The following is a 14,958-nucleotide window of genomic DNA, read 5'->3' as shown; positions in this document are numbered from 1 at the left end:
TCTCTGGCGCGCGATCAGGCCGCGTCCGCACTATCGCCCGGCATCTTTCCCAGGATGATCATGCCCAGGACATCGTCATGGGTGACATCCTGGGTCGCGACGGTCCCGACCAGCTTGCCGTTCTTCAGGACCGTCAGCCGGTCCGACAGATCGAACACATCGTGCAGATCGTGGCTGATCAGGAAGATGCCGATGCCTTCGGATTTCAATTGCTGAACCAATTCCGCGACCTGCGCCGTTTCCTGAACGCCCAGGGCGGCGGTCGGTTCGTCCATGATAAGGATTTTGGCGTTGAAATGGATGGCGCGCGCAATCGCCACGGATTGTCGCTGTCCGCCGGACAGGGCCTTCACCGGGGCGTGGAATTTTTTGAAATTGGGATTCAGGCGATGCATCACCTCGCGCGTCGCCGCTTCCATGGCGGAGTCGTCCAGAAAGCCCAGCGGCGTCCGAATTTCCCGGCCCAGGAAGAGGTTCGCCGCGGCATCCAGATTATCCGCCAGCGCCAGAGTCTGATAAATGGTTTCGATATTGTATTCCTTGGCGTCGTGCGGGTCGGCGATGGCCGCCTTTTCCCCGTTGATGAAGATTTCACCGGAATCCGGCGGATAGGCGCCGGACAGCATCTTGATCAGCGTCGATTTACCGGCGCCGTTATGGCCCAGCAAACCGACGACTTCGCCGGGATAGAGGTCGATGGAGACGTCATCGACGGCTTTCACGCCGCCGAAGGAAATCGACATGTTGCGCATTTCGACAAGAGGGGTGGGTGCGTTCATCGTGTTTCTCCGGCGTCCGATTAGTGAGCGCCATGGCGACGTCTGTAGAGGTGATCGATCCAAACGGCCAAAACCAGGACGATCCCGATGATGATGCTTTGCAGGGACGTGTCTATGCCGATCAGGGCCATACCGCTTTGCAGGCTCTGCATCACCAGGGCGCCCAGCAACGCGCCGTAAATCGTGCCGACTCCACCGGCCAGCGAACAGCCGCCGATCACCGCCGCGGCGATCACCCGCAATTCGTCGAGCGTGCCCAGATCGTTCGCCGCGGATTGCAATCGCGCGGAGGCGATGGCGGCGGAAATCGCGCAGAGTATCCCCATGACAACAAAGATCGCGGCCGTCATCCGTTTGACGTTGATCCCGGCGAGGCTCGCCGCCTCCGGATTGCCGCCCATGGCGAAGACGTACCGCCCGAAACGGGTCCTGGTCGCCAGAATGGTCATGGCGATCGCGACGGCGGCGACGATCAGGATCGGGATCGGCACGCCATGGGCAATGTCCAATCCGCCTTCGGGGACGGGCAGTCCTTGTTCTTCCGCGATGCGCAGCGCCGCGCGGGCCGGGATGGGATAGGCGTTCATCGTCGCGACATAGGCGATGACAAGCGCGGACAGGATTCCGGCGGTCACGATCTCCGCCCAAAGCGGCTTTACGGGGAAATCGAAGGATTTACGCCGCGCACGTCCATAGGCTGTGCCGCCCAGGATCGCCAATATGGCGATGGCGGCGAAGACCCAGCTCCATGTCGCGCCGATTGTGCCGTCAATGCCGCCGCCCATAAGCTGGAACGTGGAATCCAGCGGCGCGACGGTGCGCCCCTGCGTCACCCACCAGGCCGCCCCGCGCCAGACAAGATATCCGCCCAGCGTGACGATAAAGGCGGGAACCCCTAGAAACCCGACGGTCACGCCCTGAAGGCAACCGATGGCCGCCCCGACGCCGATCCCGATCAACAGCGAGACGATCCAGGTTGCCGGATGCTCGTATCCCAGAATTTCGGGCAGTAGATCGGATTGAACGACCCCCATGACCATGGCCACCACCCCTAAGACAGACCCAACGGACAGATCGATATGCCGGGTGACGATAATCAATACCATACCGCAGGCCATGACCGCGACGGAAGCGGTCTGAACCGACAGGTTGAACAGATTGCGCGGTGTGATGAAGCGTCCATCGGTGAAAAGGTCGAATCCGATCCAGATGACCAGAAGCGCCCCAATCATGCCGAGGAGACGCGTGTCGACTTCCATATCCGCCAAGATTTTCTTAAGTCCGTCCATCGACGCATCCCTTTGCGCGATCAATCATCCGATAGGGTTAGGCGATCAACGCCTCCGGTTGCGCAGGATTGTTTTGCGCGGCGACACCGCTGCAATTCCGCCCGTAACCGCCGACCCTGGATGTTTTTTGAAGGATACCATACTTACCGGGGCGCGTGTTGACGGCGCGGTCAGAGCCGGCGCCGTCAACACGTTCCGCCTCAGTCAGCCGTCAATTGCAAACGGCTACTTTGCCCGCCGGGACACCCTGGCAAAGGGCGTCCTTGGAAATCCACCCGGCGTCGACGACGACGTTCAGATTTTCCGCGGTGATCGGCACCGGCTTCAAGAACATGGCGTTCATTTCCACGCCCTTGGCACCGCCGGACCATTTGACCGCGCCATCGATATCCGAAAGCATCGCCCCCTTGGCCAGGTCAACGGCGATCGTCGCCGCGGCCTTGCCCAGGTCGCGCGCGTCCTTCCAGACGGAGACCGTCTGTGTGCCGAGAGCCACGCGGTTCAGCGCGGCATGGTCGCCGTCCTGACCGGACACCGGAATGCCTTCCATGCCCTGCGCGGTCAGTGCGGCGACGACGCCGCCCGCCGTGCCGTCATTGGAAGCGATGACCGCATCGACCTTGTTATCGTTCGCGGTCAGGAACTGTTCCATGTTGCGTTGCGCATTCGCCGGCAACCAGCCGTCGGTATAGGCTTCGCCGACATTCTTGATCGCCCCGCTGTTCAGCGCGTCGCCGACAATTTCAAGCTGACCTTCATGCAGGAAGTCGGCGTTCGGATCGGTCGACGACCCTTTTATGAACACGTAATTTCCGGTCGGCTGCGCCGCGAAGACCGCTCGGGCCTGCATCCGGCCGACTTCCTTATTGTCGAAGGTCAGATAGAAGACATCCTTGTTCTCGATCAAGCGATCGTAGCCGACCACCGGAATGCCTTCGGATGTCGCCTTCGAGATCGCAGGCGTGATCGCGTCGGAATCCTGGGCCAGCACGATCAGGGCATTGGCCCCTCGTGCGATCAGGCTTTCGACGTCGCTGAGCTGCTTGGCACTGCTGCTTTGCGCATCGGTTGAAATGTATTCGGCCCCCATGGCGTCGAGCTGTGCCTTGATGGCGGCTTCATCCGTCTTCCAGCGCTCTTCCTGGAAATTCGACCAACTGACCCCGACAATCAGATCCGCCGCCGACGCCGCACCGGCATAGGCGATGGCGCCGAGAGCGACAACTCCGCAGACTAGTTTCTTTGAAAGCGACATTCTTACCTCCCTTAGCGTTCATTCTTTGGGTTCCTGGGCCAGATTGGCCGTGGAATTATTTTTTTTGTTGCTCGAATTATATCCCTAGAGACCAAGGATCGGTCAACTGGAATTCGGGGGTTTTGAGAAAATCGGTGCCTGAGCATGGTAATAAAATTGTTGTGGAATGTCGTCTTACGAAACTTTCCCTTGATACAACTCTGGTTTTTTTCTTTGATTGAACAAAATAGGGGGAGCCATTGAAGAAAGCCGATGCAGATGTAATGCGGTCGACGAACCGTAAGGCCGTTTTGTCTGCGTTGCGGCGGCTGGGACCATTGGCGCGCGTCGATATCGGCGCGTCGACGTTACTTTCTCCAGCGGCCGTTTCAGGAATTACCGCGGACCTTCTGTCCGAAGGAATGCTACGGGAAGTAACCGCACCGACATCTGCGGCCCCCTCGTCGCGGGGACGGCCGCGCATCTTGCTGGACATCAACCCGGATGCGGCGGCGTTTATCGGTCTGCGCCTGACTAGCGATCGGTTGGATGTCTTTCAGGGCGACGCCCGGACGATTTTGCAAGGACACACGGTTTTCACGGTAAAGACCCGCCAGTTGTCGTCGAACGGTATCGCGGATTTCATAGAGCAAAGCGTCCGCCGTTTCATCGACGAGCGATCGGTCGATATTCGAAATCTTGCCGGAATAGGGATCGCGGTACAGGGCATCGTTGACGAAACGGTCGGCTGCATCCGCTGGTCTCCCATTCTGTCCTGCACGCCGGTCGATCTGGGCGGCGCGTTGGAAAGGCGGTTCGGCGTGCCCGTGATGATGGACAATGACGCGAACACGCTGGGCCTCGCGCATAGTGTCGAGCCGCAGCGATCTCGGAATGGGTGCCTTGTGTCGATCATGATCGGATATGGCGTCGGCATGGGGATCGTCATCGATGGGCGCGTCTATCGCGGAAATCGGGGGAGCGCGGCTGAGTTTGGGCATATGAAGATTTCCGGGTCGGGTGCCTTGTGCCGTTGCGGCGCTAGGGGGTGCATCGAGGCATCGGTAGGGGATTACGCGATCTATCGCGATGCGCGCGAGATACTGGAACTGTCGCCGTCCGTAACCCTGCCCGCAGACGGTGCGACGATGGAGGAGATCGCGGCGGAAGGACGTCGCGGAAACGCCGCGATTTGCAATCTGTTCCGGCATGCCGGGTCGGTTTTGGGGCTGGGCGTTTCCAACATCGTCAACCTTCTGGCCCCGGAAGCGGTACTGATCACCGGGGCGGGCACGGCGTCTTTCGACTTGATGAAGCCTGGTTTCGACGAGGCGCTGATGCCGAACATTCTTCCGTCGGTGCGGGACATCACCGAAATCACAGTGATGGATTGGAGTCTGGAAATCGACGGGCGCGGCACCATCGCCATGGCCGTTCAACACTGGATCGACGAAAGGAGCGCGGCCTAAGACGCGGTTGCGCCCGGATGTGGCGGGGCGACCGTCGGCGGATCAGTGATTATGCCGGGGCAGTTTCTTCCGCGACACGGTTCGATACTTGGTCGCCAATTCCATGCATGCGCCGTCCGACAGATGCCCCACCGTATTGCGGTATATCTCCTGCCAGGGCGTCTCGCTGACTGGGATATCCGGCATGGGCCGGTTTCGGCGCATGGCCAGTTCCTCGTCGCTCAACAGAACGTCGCAGCGTCCTTGATTGAGATCGATCCTGATCCGATCACCCGTTTCCAGAAGCGCCAGTGTCCCGCCGGCCGCGCTTTCCGGCGACGCATGCAGGATGGAAGGGCTGTCGGAGGTGCCGGATTGACGTCCGTCGCCGATTGTCGGCAGGCTTTCGATGCCTTTCTTCAGCAGCGCGGAGGGCGGTTGCATATTCACGACCTCCGCCGCCCCCGGCCATCCGATGGGGCCGGACCCCCGGATAACCAGGATGGAATTTTCGTCTATTCCTAGCGACGGGTCTTCAATCCGTGCATGATAATCTTCGGACCCTTCGAAAACGACGGCGCGTCCCTCGAAGACGCCTTCTTGGCCGGGGGTGACGAGGTAGCGTTCGCGGAAGGAGTCGGAGATAACGGAGGTCTTCATGATCGCCGTGTCGAACAAATTGCCGGTCATGACCAGGAAACCCGCCCGTTCCCGAAGCGGCTTGCCGTAGGCCAGAATGACCTCCCGGTCCGTCGATTGTCGGTTTTCCAGGTTTTCCGCCATCGTCTTGCCGGTCACCGTAGTGGCGTCGCCGTAGAGTTTCCGCTTCTGGAGCAGTTCCCACATGACCGCCGGAACGCCGCCGGCCCGGTAGTACCGCTCGCCCAAATAAGCGCCGGCGGGCTGCACATTGGCAAGCAGCGGGATGTCGTAACCATAGGACTGCCAGTCCGCTTGCGTCAGCTCGATCCCGGCATGTTTTGCCATGGCCATGACATGCGGATGCGCATTGGTCGATCCGCCGATCGCGGAAATGGTCATGATCGCGTTCAAAAAGGCGTCCCGCGTCAAAATCTTGGACGGGCTCAAATCCTCATAGGCAAGCTCCACGATGCGCTTGCCGGTGGCATAGGCCATTTGCGCGCGTTCCCGGTAAGGGGCGGGGATCGCGGCGCAGCCGGTCAGCGAAAGCCCCAGGGCCTCCGCAACCGCATTCATGGTCGATGCGGTTCCCATCGTATTGCAGTGACCGGCGGAGGGCGCGGAATCGGCAGCCGTCTGAATGAATTCCTCCTCGTCGATCTCGCCGGCGGCATATTTCCGGCGGCTCCGCCAGATAACCGTTCCGGACCCGACCAATTCGCCGTTATGCCAGCCGTCCAGCATCGGCCCGCCGCTCAAGACGATCGCGGGAATATCGACCGTCGTCGCGGCCATGATGTTCGCAGGCGTCGTCTTATCGCATCCGGTGGTAAGCACGACCGCGTCGATCGGATAGCCGTAGAGGATTTCGACCAGGCCGAGATAGGCCAGATTCCGGTCCAACGCTGCCGTCGGGCGGCGACAGTTTTCGAAAATCGGATGGACGGGAAACTCCATCGGAATCCCGCCCGCATCGCGGATGCCCTGGGCGGTCCGCTTGGCAAGATCGACATGAATGCGATTGCACGGGGAGATATCGCTGCCGGTTTGCGCAATCCCGATGATCGGGCGTCCGGACCGCAGCTCATCCGGTGTGAGCCCATAATTCATGAACCGTTCCAGATACAGGGCGGCCATATCTACGTGATCCGCATTGCGGAACCAATCCTGAGATCGGAACGGTCTCACGGGCTTCCGGGACATAGTATACCTTTCAACTGCCGTATTGTGCGATTTGGGACGGCGCCGACACATCGCATTCGGCCCCGCGCCCCTCCCTATCCCCTTTTTTTAACAGGTCTCGCAATGGAACCGCATCGAATATTGACCCCTATTATTTCGAGCGTCAAAATAAATCGATTTTCTCAGAGAGGTTCCTGTACATGACCATACGTCAGATTGCCAAATACGCCGATCTTCATGGTAAGTCCGTTTTTATCTCGGGGGGCGGCAGCGGTATCGGAGCCGACCTCGTCCGTGCGTTCCACACACAGGGCGCAGCGACGTTCTTCGTCGATATAGACCGGTCGGCAAGCGATGCATTATGCGAGGAGCTGAAGAAAGAAACCGGCAGTTCGCCGGATTTTCAGGTCTGCGACGTAACCGACCTGGAGTCGCTTGCCGCCGCCCTGGACCGGATTGCGGATCTGACGGGACGGTTGGACGTGCTCGTCAACAACGCCGCCAACGATACCCGTTATCTGTCGGCGGAGGTGGACGAGGCCAATTTCGACGCCAGCATCGCGGTCAATCTGAAACACCAATTTTTCGCCGCGACGCGGGCATTCGCCCATATGCGGCGGCGGGGAAGCGGATCGATCATCAATTTCGGTTCCGTCGCGCCGCGTTTGGGTATTCGAAATCTTGCCGTCTATTCGACCTGCAAATCCGCGGTGCAGGGACTGACACGCAGTCTGGCGCGCGAATTCGGCGAATTCGGCGTCCGCGTGAATGCCATCGTTCCCGGGGCGATCATGACCGAACGGCAACGCCAGCTGTGGATCACGGAGGAAATCGAGAAGGAGAATCAAAAGGCGCAATGCTTGCCGCGCACTCTGGTTGCCGACGATATCGCGCAGATGGCCTTGTTCCTGGCATCCGACGTATCCTGGGGCTGCACCTCGCAGAACTTCATCGTGGATGCGGGCATTACCGGGTAAGGGGTCCCTTGCCTATAACGCAGAAGTCACCGGTGATGGGCCGCGTAATCGGTGGTTCGTAAAGCGCCTGCAGCACCAATGCGGCGGCCCCACGGGCCCAAACAGTGTCGTCGGAGGACCCGACCGCCACGGGCATGGTATGCTGCTCGACACTCAACGCATTGGCTTTCAGGGCCCTCAGAAAGGCGTCTTCCATCAGATCGTAGGATTCCATACCCGCGCCGGACAGGATCAGCAGGGGCGGGTTCAAGATATTGACCGCGTTGGCGACGCCGATGCCCAATGCCTCCCCCGCTGCGGCGAACAGGGCGGCGGCATTGTCGTCACCGGCGCGCGCCAGGGCCGTCAGGGATCCGATCGCTTCCCGGACGGTGGACGGGTCGTCGCCCGCGGGCAACCGAAAGACGGTGCGGGCGTCGCGCACAAGCGCGTAGTCCGCGACATAGGCTTCCAGGCAGCCACGCTGTCCGCACCGGCACAGGGCGCCGTTTCTGTCGATCTTCGTGTGTCCCAGTTCAGATCCGAAGCCGCGATGCCCGCGATAGAGTTCGCCGCCGATTACCGCGCCCATGCCGACACCGTGCTCTACCGTGACGACGACGAAGTCCGACACCCCGTGGCCGTGGCCGAACCATTGTTCGGCCAGCGTAACGAGATTGGCGTCGTTGTCGACAAGCACCGGGATGCCCAACCGGTCGCGCAGCATCGCGGCGAAGGGAATGGCCTTGGCGCCGAAGACGGGGCTCCAATGGCAGACGCCCGCGACATGGTCGATGAATCCGGGGATACCGACGCCAAGGCCGGATAGGCCGGAAATGCTGCATCCGATATCGTCCGCGGACATGTAGAGCAGCCGTTCGATCAAGTCCGCGACAATTTCGGGCGGTTCGTGTTCGACATTCACCGGATGGGTTTTCGAGGTCAGAACGTCGCCCACGAAATTGGTGATCGAAACGGCTACCTGATGCATGGAAATCTTGGTGCCGGCGACGATCGCCGCGTCCGGATTCGGTCCCAACAGCACGCGCGGACGCCCGCGGGGACGCCCACTGTGACGACCATCGGGACGCACGAAATCCCGCCGATCCGCGTCCAATTCGACAAGCACCCCCTCGTCCAGGAGTTCCTGCGTCAGCGCTGAAACCGTGGCGGGGCTCAACCCGGCCGCCTCGGCGATATCGATCCGGGCGCGCCGTTCGTTCGGGCGCAGGACCGTCAAAATTTTGTGCTTGTTGATGCGCTTGATGAAATCCGCATCACCGGTCGCTGCAAAACCGTTCACGCGCGTATCCTTGCCATGCCGACCGGATATTCAGGAAACTTCGATCAACCATTTGAGCACGTTTGGGCCGGTTAAAGAAGACCGCGCGCCGCCAGATTCCGCATGAGATGGGACGCGCCGAATGTCCATTCGCGGCATTCGGTGGATAGCTTTACCCGGTTGCGCAACGTACCCAAACCGGCGGCGGAGATTTCGACGATGTCGCCGATCTTGTGAGTGAACCCCTCCCCGGGATGATCGCGGTCTTCCGTCGGCGCGAACAATGTTCCCAGAAACAGGACGATCCCGTCGGGATATTGATGATGCCGTCCAATCGTTTGGGCGACCAGATTCTCGGGATCGCGGCTGATCTGGTTCATCGATGACCGTCCATTCAGGACGAATCCGTCCTCCCCCCGAACCGTCAACGTCAATTCGGCGTTGCGCACGTCGTTCATGCCGTAGGTATCGTCGAACAGCCGGATCATCGGACCGATGGCGCAGGATGCGTTGTTGTCCTTTGCCTTGGACAGCAAAAGGGCCGATCTTCCCTCGACATCGCGAAGATTCACGTCGTTGCCCAGCGTTGCGCCGACAATGCGGCCTTTGGAACTGACGGTCAGCACGATTTCAGGTTCGGGATTGTTCCATTTCGAAATCGGATGCAGGCCGATATCCGCGCCCAGGCCGACCGACGACAGGACCTGCGCCTTCGAGAACACCTCCGCATCAGGTCCGATACCGACTTCGAGATATTGGCTCCACAAGCCTTCCTGGATGAGTGCATTCTTCACGAGTTGGGCCGTTTCCGACCCGGCTTCGATGTTGCGCAGGCTGTCTCCGATCAAGGATCCGATCCGGTCTCGGATTTCCGCCGCCTTACTGGGGTCGCCGGCCGCCTTTTCCTCGATCACGCGTTCGACCATGGACCCCGCGAAGGTGACGCCGCAGGCCTTGATGGCTTGAAGGTCGCAGGGGGAGAGGAAATGCGTGCGGTCCGGGACACCCACCGGTGCGGTCGCGACGGCCTCCACGGACCCGAGAGACCGTCCCGATGCGTTCCGAACAAAGCCGGACGGATCGTCCAATTCGCAGATGTCACGGACGGTCGCGGCGGTCTTGGATGTGATGTCAATCACCTCGCCGTCGCGAAGGGTGACGACGGCCGGTCCCTGAGCGTCCGAGGACCACACACGCCCCAAGACTACGCCATCCTTCGGCAAATCCACGGCATTCATGCTCTCATCCCCCTGTTCTTGTTCTTCGGGCGAGAGCCTAGTTGTGTGGCCGGGCACTTGGCAAGGATGGCGTGCCGGTCAATCTCGCGTTCCGATTCAAATCGGCACCATGGGTTTGGCACCGATAAAGGGCTGAACGATCTGGAACGCTATATCCCTGAAATTCGGAGGAGCGTCCGAATCGTGGCTAGGGGGCAGCCCGACCGCGTGGGGGGTGCCATTGCCTTGATTGCCGCAAGCATCGCGGCGAACCGGCAGGCTGGACGGACCGTCTGAAGGCGGCGGGCCACGAGACCGTTTCCATCGGCAAGCCGCACTACCGGTCGCCGGAATACGACGATGGTTTTGCGCAGGAAATCGTCGCGTTGCATGTCAGCAATGGGGAAGGGTGGGGCTTCGGTATTCTGCGCCCCCACGATCATACCTGTTTTGATAATTCTCAATATGCCCAGGATATCGGTCCGGGCGATGATAGCTATACAGAATATGATGTGAAGGTCCGGGATCACGCGGTCGACTGGCTGGCACAAGAAGGGGCGGCGGCCCGCGATAAACCATGGGCGCTGTTCGTGTCGTTCCTGCGTCCGCACTATCCGCTGACTTGCCCGAAACCGTTCTATGACATGTATGACCCGGAACGCCTGCCGCCGCGCCTTCGCCGATCTGGATAGTCGGATCGCGGAGCTGGGCGGGTTCGACGGCATCTATGCACGCGAGAATTTCGACCACACGCCGATCGAGTGACACAATAAGAATCTCGTTTTTGATCGGCAGTCCCAGCGCAACAGGATTGGCGAGTCCGATGCCGGAACATCTGTTCACAGAGGTAATCGGTATCCTGCATTTCACTTGACAATTGGCACCTCGACGCGGAAGACAGAAAACGCGCATGGTTGCTCGGCCGTGAAGATGGCCGGGCTGAAAAGGGAACACGGTGAGGCGTACCCATCAGGGACCGAGACCGTGGCTGCCCCCGCAACTGTAAGCGGAGAGCACTCGTTCGATAATGCCACTGATCGTCAGATCGGGAAGGTGGACGAAGGCGACGACCCGCAAGCCAGGAGACCTGCCTGCGCAGTGGACCGAAAGGTTCGCGACCGAGACCGGATGTCGGGGTGAACGTCCAGCGGTAAGGCGGGCTCCGAATCTATCCGGCGTTCTGCCTTCACGCCCTTTTCCCCGTCACCGAACCATCCATTCCGCGGGTGTGCGGTAGTAAGGGGAAGCACTATGAAATTTCGCAATGCAGTTCTGGGCGCGGTGCTGGCCGCGTCGCCGGTGGCGATCACGGGTGCCGAGGCGCATTTCCAACTGATCTATACGGAAAATACGCAAATCGAAGCCGCCGGTGATGTGCCGGTCAAACTGATCTTCTGGCATCCGTTCGAAAACGGTCATGTCATGGATATGGGCCAGCCGATCGAATTCTACGCGGTTCATCGCGGCGAAAAGATCGATCTGATGGACACGCTGAAGCAGACGAGCTTCAAAGGGGCCAAGAATGAAGCGGTTGCGTTCGACGCCGTTCTGCCGATCAAACGCTCCGGCGACTACGTCCTGGTTCTCAATCCCGCGCCTTATTATGAGGAAAGCGAGGACATCTATATCCAGCAGGTCACCAAGGCTTATTTGAATCGCAACGAACTGCCGACGGATTGGACGGAACCGCAGGGGCTCGCCACGGAAATCGTGCCGCTGAACAAGCCGACCAATGTCATCGCCGGATCGACCTTCACGGGCCGGGTTCTGGCGGAAGGCCAACCGGTCGCCGGGGCGGAAATCGAAATCGAATACATGGCGGCCGAACCGGATATGGCGACGAACGCGCCAAAGGAGCCGACCGCCGGCCCGATGCCGGGCGGATCGGTCGTCGCGATTTCCGACGATAACGGCTACTTCACCTTCGGTATCCCGAAAGCCGGGTATTGGGGCTTCGCGGCGCTCGGTTCCGGTCCGGCAAAGGAGCATGACGGCAAGGAGCTCAGCCAGGACGCGGTGATCTGGATCCGCGCCTACGATATCCAATAAGGGGACGGTCGGATGCATATCGTCGACGGTGCCCTGTCCAACCCCGTGGTGATCGGGGGCGCGGTTCTCGCGGTGGGCGGCATCGCCATGGGCTTGCGGAAGCTTCCCATGGAAAAGATCCCGGCGGCGGGCGTTCTGTCCGCCACCTTCTTTGTCGCCTCCCTGATTCATGTGCCTATCGGCCCGTCCTCGGTGCATCTGATCATGAACGGTCTGGCCGGGCTTGTGCTCGGTTGGGCCGCCTTTCCGGCCCTGTTTGTCGGGTTGCTGCTTCAGGCCGTGTTCTTCGGATTTGGCGGCGTTACCGTGCTCGGCGTCAATACGGTGAACATCGCCCTGCCAGCGGTCATCGTCTATTACGCCTGCCTGCGTGGCGTCCGGTCGCCGTCCGCGGTGGCGGCTGCAATATGGGGCGGTGTCGGTGGCGGCCTGGCGATTGCCTTGACCACCGGAACGGTTGCCATTGCGCTCGCCCTATCGGTGGAAGAGTTCCTACCGGCGGCAAAATTGGTCTTCTTCGCCCATATTCCGGTCATGATCATTGAGGCCCTGCTGTCCGCGGCGGCCGTGTTTCTTGCCCGTAAGGTGAAGCCCGAACTGTTCGGCGCGCTGACGGTGCTGCATGGCGCCAAGGGAGGCATACAATGAAACCCGTTTATCTGTCGGTTGCCTTCGCGATCTTGTTGGCGGCCTCGCCCGCTCAGGCGCATAAGGTGATTGCCTCGGTTTTCCGCAGCGGGACCGCTATCGAAGGTGAAATCGGCTTTTCCAACGGCGATATGGCCGCGAACCATTTGGTCGAAGTTTTCGACGCGGTGGGAAACAAGATCGGCGAAACGCAGACCGACGATGAGGGCTTTTTTACCTTCACGCCGACGGAACCCGTCACGCATGTCTTTCGGGCCGATCTCGGTGCCGGACATGTCGCGGAAGTCGCCATGGAGGCTTCGGAGATTGCCACCCTTCTGGGCAAGGCGGAAGCGGCTGCTGCCGAGCTTGCCCAAGAACAGGCTGTCGAGAGCGCCGTGCAGAAGGCGGCTCCCGGCGGTGCCGCGGTTGTCGTCGCGGCCTTGACCGAGGAGGAGAAGGAAGCGATCGCCGACGTGGTGCGAGACGAGGTGCGCCCGCTGCGCCGGGAGATTGCGGCCTATAAGGAGCACAACAATTTCCAGAACATTCTCGGCGGGGTCGGCTATATTGTCGGTCTCTTCGGCGTGGCCTTCTACGTGGCGGCGCGCCGGAAGGTGAAGGCGTAAACCGTGGGGCATGTCCTATCGAAAAGTGAAAAGACGCTGAAAGCGTCGGGCGCACCCGACGCCCAAGGGTCGTTCGTTTCCGGTATCGACCCGCGTTTGCGTATCGTGGCTGCTGTGGCGTATGCGGTGGTTGCGGTAGCCTGTCACTGGATTCCCGTCCTTGTGCTCGCGCTTGGCGTATCGCTCTGCGTCATGTTGGCGGAGTGTTTGCCGATCGCGCGCACGCTGAAGCGCATGGCGGCGATGGACAGTTTCATCATCTTCCTGCTGCTACTGTTACCCTTCACGGTGCCGGGAGAGCAGATCTTCACCGTCTGGGGCTTCACCGCCAGTTGGGAAGGCGTGCATCAGGCGGTGACCATCGCCCTGAAGGCCAATGCGATCGTTCTGATGCTGATGGTCCTTGTGGGTACATTGGAGGCAGTGACCTTCGGCCATGCGCTCCATGCCCTGCGCGTTCCGGCGGCCTTGGTCCATCTGCTGCTGTTCACCGTGCGCTATGTCGAAGTTCTGCACGAAGAATATCTGCGGCTAAGGCAGGCGATGAAGGCGCGCGGTTTCAAGCCGTCCAACTGCCTGCATACCTATCGCTCCTTCGGGTATCTGGTGGGCATGATGCTCGTCCGCGCGTTGGAGCGGTCGGAACGGATTCTCGATGCCATGAAATGCCGGGGCTTCACCGGCGCGATCCCGTTGCTCGCCAAGTTCGAACTCTCGCGTCGGGACTCGGCATTCGCCGTGCTGATGGGGGTGGTCATGGGGTCGTTCCCCGTTCTGGAGTATCTCTATGGCGCTGTTTGATTTGTCCGGCATCCGGTTCGGATATCCGGGGCATCCCCCGGTCCTGGATGACGCGTGTTTCTCGCTGGATTTGGGTGAGCGTCTGTGCGTCACCGGCCATAACGGGGCGGGGAAATCGACGCTGCTGAAAATCATGGTCGGGCTTCTGAAACCGACATCAGGGTCCGTCGTCGCCTTCGGGGTGGAACGGACGGAGGAAAAGGACTTCCAAGAGGTTCGTAGGCGGGCGGGGCTTGTGTTCCAGGATGCGGACGATCAACTGTTCTGTCCGACCGTTGCGGAGGACATCGCCTTCGGGCCACTCAACCTCGGCAAGTCCCGCGACGAGGCGTTGTCGATTGTCGAGGATGTGCTGACGCGCCTGGACCTGATGCGGTTCCGCGACCGGGTCACGCATCGTCTGTCCGGTGGGGAGAAGCGTCTGGTCACCCTGGCCTCCGTTCTTGTCATGGAACCGGACGTGTTGCTCCTGGACGAACCAACCAACGCCCTCGACGAGATGAACGAGGCACGGTTGACGGAAATTCTGCAGTCCTTGCCTCAGGCCATGGTTATCGTCTCCCATGACCCGCATTTTCGCCGCAAGATCGCGACGCGTCGTCTGCATCTGACCGACGGCCGTTTGGTCGAACCGGAACCGACATGCCGGAATGCAGATCCGGTCACCTAAGAAGTTTTCTCCCTCCATATCCGATCCAGGAGGAAAGGATACGGAGATGAAACACGATAGCTATTCCGTTATCGTGACACGGCGGAAGACGCTCTCGGACACGACCGGCATGGGCAAGTAATCCACAATTTGTTCCCGCCAGCATAGATTGAA

15 protein-coding genes and 1 riboswitch are annotated in these 14,958 nt (G+C 60.5%); of the genes, 9 read left to right on the top strand and 6 right to left on the bottom strand.

Going from position 1 to position 14,958, the window contains the following annotated elements:
• Positions 1-14 precede the first annotated feature (14 nt).
• The 3 genes from HH303_RS01235 to xylF form a co-directional block, all read right to left on the bottom strand.
• Positions 15-779 (bottom strand): ATP-binding cassette domain-containing protein, encoded by a 765-nt coding sequence (locus HH303_RS01235; RefSeq protein WP_169623387.1) that lies wholly within the window; start codon positions 777-779, stop codon positions 15-17.
• Positions 780-799: 20 nt separating this feature from the next.
• Positions 800-2,068: a sugar ABC transporter permease gene (locus HH303_RS01230; RefSeq protein WP_227421455.1), complete on the bottom strand. Its 1,269-nt coding sequence runs from the start codon at positions 2,066-2,068 to the stop codon at positions 800-802.
• A gap of 211 nt (positions 2,069-2,279) precedes the next feature.
• The gene (gene xylF / locus HH303_RS01225; RefSeq protein ID WP_169623386.1) at positions 2,280-3,323 is read right to left on the bottom strand and encodes a D-xylose ABC transporter substrate-binding protein; all 1,044 of its coding nucleotides are present in this window, start codon (positions 3,321-3,323) and stop codon (positions 2,280-2,282) included.
• 464 nt (positions 3,324-3,787) lie between these two features.
• Between xylF and HH303_RS01220 the strand changes: the two genes are divergently transcribed.
• Positions 3,788-4,771, top strand: coding sequence for an ROK family protein (locus HH303_RS01220; protein ID WP_169623385.1), 984 nt, complete (start codon positions 3,788-3,790; stop codon positions 4,769-4,771).
• A gap of 42 nt (positions 4,772-4,813) precedes the next feature.
• Here the strand turns inward: HH303_RS01220 and HH303_RS01215 are convergent, their stop codons facing one another.
• Positions 4,814-6,595: an IlvD/Edd family dehydratase gene (locus HH303_RS01215; protein ID WP_169623384.1), complete on the bottom strand. Its 1,782-nt coding sequence runs from the start codon at positions 6,593-6,595 to the stop codon at positions 4,814-4,816.
• Positions 6,596-6,774: 179 nt separating this feature from the next.
• Here HH303_RS01215 and HH303_RS01210 point away from each other — a divergent pair, with 179 nt between their 5' ends.
• Positions 6,775-7,551 carry an SDR family NAD(P)-dependent oxidoreductase gene (locus tag HH303_RS01210; protein WP_169623383.1) on the top strand — a complete coding sequence of 259 codons (777 nt, stop codon included), beginning with the start codon at positions 6,775-6,777 and terminating at the stop codon, positions 7,549-7,551.
• Here HH303_RS01210 and HH303_RS01205 read toward each other — a convergent pair.
• Together HH303_RS01205 and HH303_RS01200 are read right to left on the bottom strand one after the other, a co-directional pair.
• A complete protein-coding gene (locus HH303_RS01205; protein WP_169623382.1) occupies positions 7,541-8,833 on the bottom strand; it encodes an ROK family protein in 1,293 nt (430 codons plus the stop codon). The two genes, HH303_RS01210 and HH303_RS01205, sit on opposite strands and share 11 nt — an antisense overlap.
• Positions 8,834-8,904: 71 nt before the next feature.
• Complete coding sequence (locus tag HH303_RS01200; RefSeq protein WP_169623381.1) at positions 8,905-10,050, bottom strand: fumarylacetoacetate hydrolase family protein; 1,146 nt, start codon at positions 10,048-10,050, stop codon at positions 8,905-8,907.
• Between the two features lie 272 nt (positions 10,051-10,322).
• On the opposite strand from HH303_RS01200, the gene HH303_RS20335 reads away from it, so the two are divergent.
• The 7 genes from HH303_RS20335 (at position 10,323) to HH303_RS01170 (ending at position 14,805) form a co-directional block, all read left to right on the top strand.
• A complete protein-coding gene (locus tag HH303_RS20335; RefSeq protein WP_169624128.1) occupies positions 10,323-10,721 on the top strand; it encodes a sulfatase-like hydrolase/transferase in 399 nt (132 codons plus the stop codon).
• Positions 10,669-10,794 carry a hypothetical protein gene (locus tag HH303_RS20175; protein WP_264465880.1) on the top strand — a complete coding sequence of 42 codons (126 nt, stop codon included), beginning with the start codon at positions 10,669-10,671 and terminating at the stop codon, positions 10,792-10,794. The genes HH303_RS20335 and HH303_RS20175 overlap by 53 nt, the downstream gene beginning before the upstream one ends.
• A gap of 129 nt (positions 10,795-10,923) precedes the next feature.
• Positions 10,924-11,137, top strand: a riboswitch (cobalamin riboswitch).
• A 143-nt stretch (positions 11,138-11,280) separates the two neighbouring features.
• Positions 11,281-12,078, top strand: coding sequence for a DUF4198 domain-containing protein (locus tag HH303_RS01190; RefSeq protein WP_169623380.1), 798 nt, complete (start codon positions 11,281-11,283; stop codon positions 12,076-12,078).
• A gap of 12 nt (positions 12,079-12,090) precedes the next feature.
• Positions 12,091-12,726: a cobalt transporter CbiM gene (gene cbiM, locus HH303_RS01185; protein ID WP_169623379.1), complete on the top strand. Its 636-nt coding sequence runs from the start codon at positions 12,091-12,093 to the stop codon at positions 12,724-12,726.
• Entirely contained in the window at positions 12,723-13,334 is a 612-nt protein-coding gene (locus HH303_RS01180; RefSeq protein ID WP_169623378.1) for a cobalt ABC transporter permease, read from the top strand. Before cbiM ends, HH303_RS01180 begins: the two co-directional genes overlap by 4 nt.
• A gap of 3 nt (positions 13,335-13,337) precedes the next feature.
• A complete protein-coding gene (gene cbiQ / locus HH303_RS01175) occupies positions 13,338-14,135 on the top strand; it encodes a cobalt ECF transporter T component CbiQ (RefSeq protein ID WP_169623377.1) in 798 nt (265 codons plus the stop codon).
• Entirely contained in the window at positions 14,122-14,805 is a 684-nt protein-coding gene (locus HH303_RS01170; RefSeq protein ID WP_169623376.1) for an energy-coupling factor ABC transporter ATP-binding protein, read from the top strand. The genes cbiQ and HH303_RS01170 overlap by 14 nt, the downstream gene beginning before the upstream one ends.
• Positions 14,806-14,958 lie beyond the last annotated feature (153 nt).

The organism is Pacificispira spongiicola (assembly GCF_012926505.1).
In the GTDB taxonomy this organism is placed as follows: domain Bacteria; phylum Pseudomonadota; class Alphaproteobacteria; order UBA8366; family Aestuariispiraceae; genus Pacificispira; species Pacificispira spongiicola.
The sequence above is the reverse complement of the archived record's forward strand: the minus strand, read 5'-3'. Positions and strand labels throughout refer to the sequence as shown.

Coding starts and splice junctions, on each gene's coding strand:
- HH303_RS01180 (WP_169623378.1), top strand. CDS start 12,723: ATGAAACCCGTTTATCTGTCGGTTGCCTTCGCGATCTTGTTGGCGGCC.
- HH303_RS01210 (WP_169623383.1), top strand. CDS start 6,775: ATGACCATACGTCAGATTGCCAAATACGCCGATCTTCATGGTAAGTCC.
- HH303_RS01170 (WP_169623376.1), top strand. CDS start 14,122: ATGGCGCTGTTTGATTTGTCCGGCATCCGGTTCGGATATCCGGGGCAT.
- HH303_RS01215 (WP_169623384.1), bottom strand. CDS start 6,595: ATGTCCCGGAAGCCCGTGAGACCGTTCCGATCTCAGGATTGGTTCCGC.
- HH303_RS01200 (WP_169623381.1), bottom strand. CDS start 10,050: ATGAATGCCGTGGATTTGCCGAAGGATGGCGTAGTCTTGGGGCGTGTG.
- HH303_RS01230 (WP_227421455.1), bottom strand. CDS start 2,068: ATGGACGGACTTAAGAAAATCTTGGCGGATATGGAAGTCGACACGCGT.
- xylF (WP_169623386.1), bottom strand. CDS start 3,323: ATGTCGCTTTCAAAGAAACTAGTCTGCGGAGTTGTCGCTCTCGGCGCC.
- cbiM (WP_169623379.1), top strand. CDS start 12,091: ATGCATATCGTCGACGGTGCCCTGTCCAACCCCGTGGTGATCGGGGGC.
- HH303_RS20175 (WP_264465880.1), top strand. CDS start 10,669: ATGACATGTATGACCCGGAACGCCTGCCGCCGCGCCTTCGCCGATCTG.
- HH303_RS01235 (WP_169623387.1), bottom strand. CDS start 779: ATGAACGCACCCACCCCTCTTGTCGAAATGCGCAACATGTCGATTTCC.
- HH303_RS01190 (WP_169623380.1), top strand. CDS start 11,281: ATGAAATTTCGCAATGCAGTTCTGGGCGCGGTGCTGGCCGCGTCGCCG.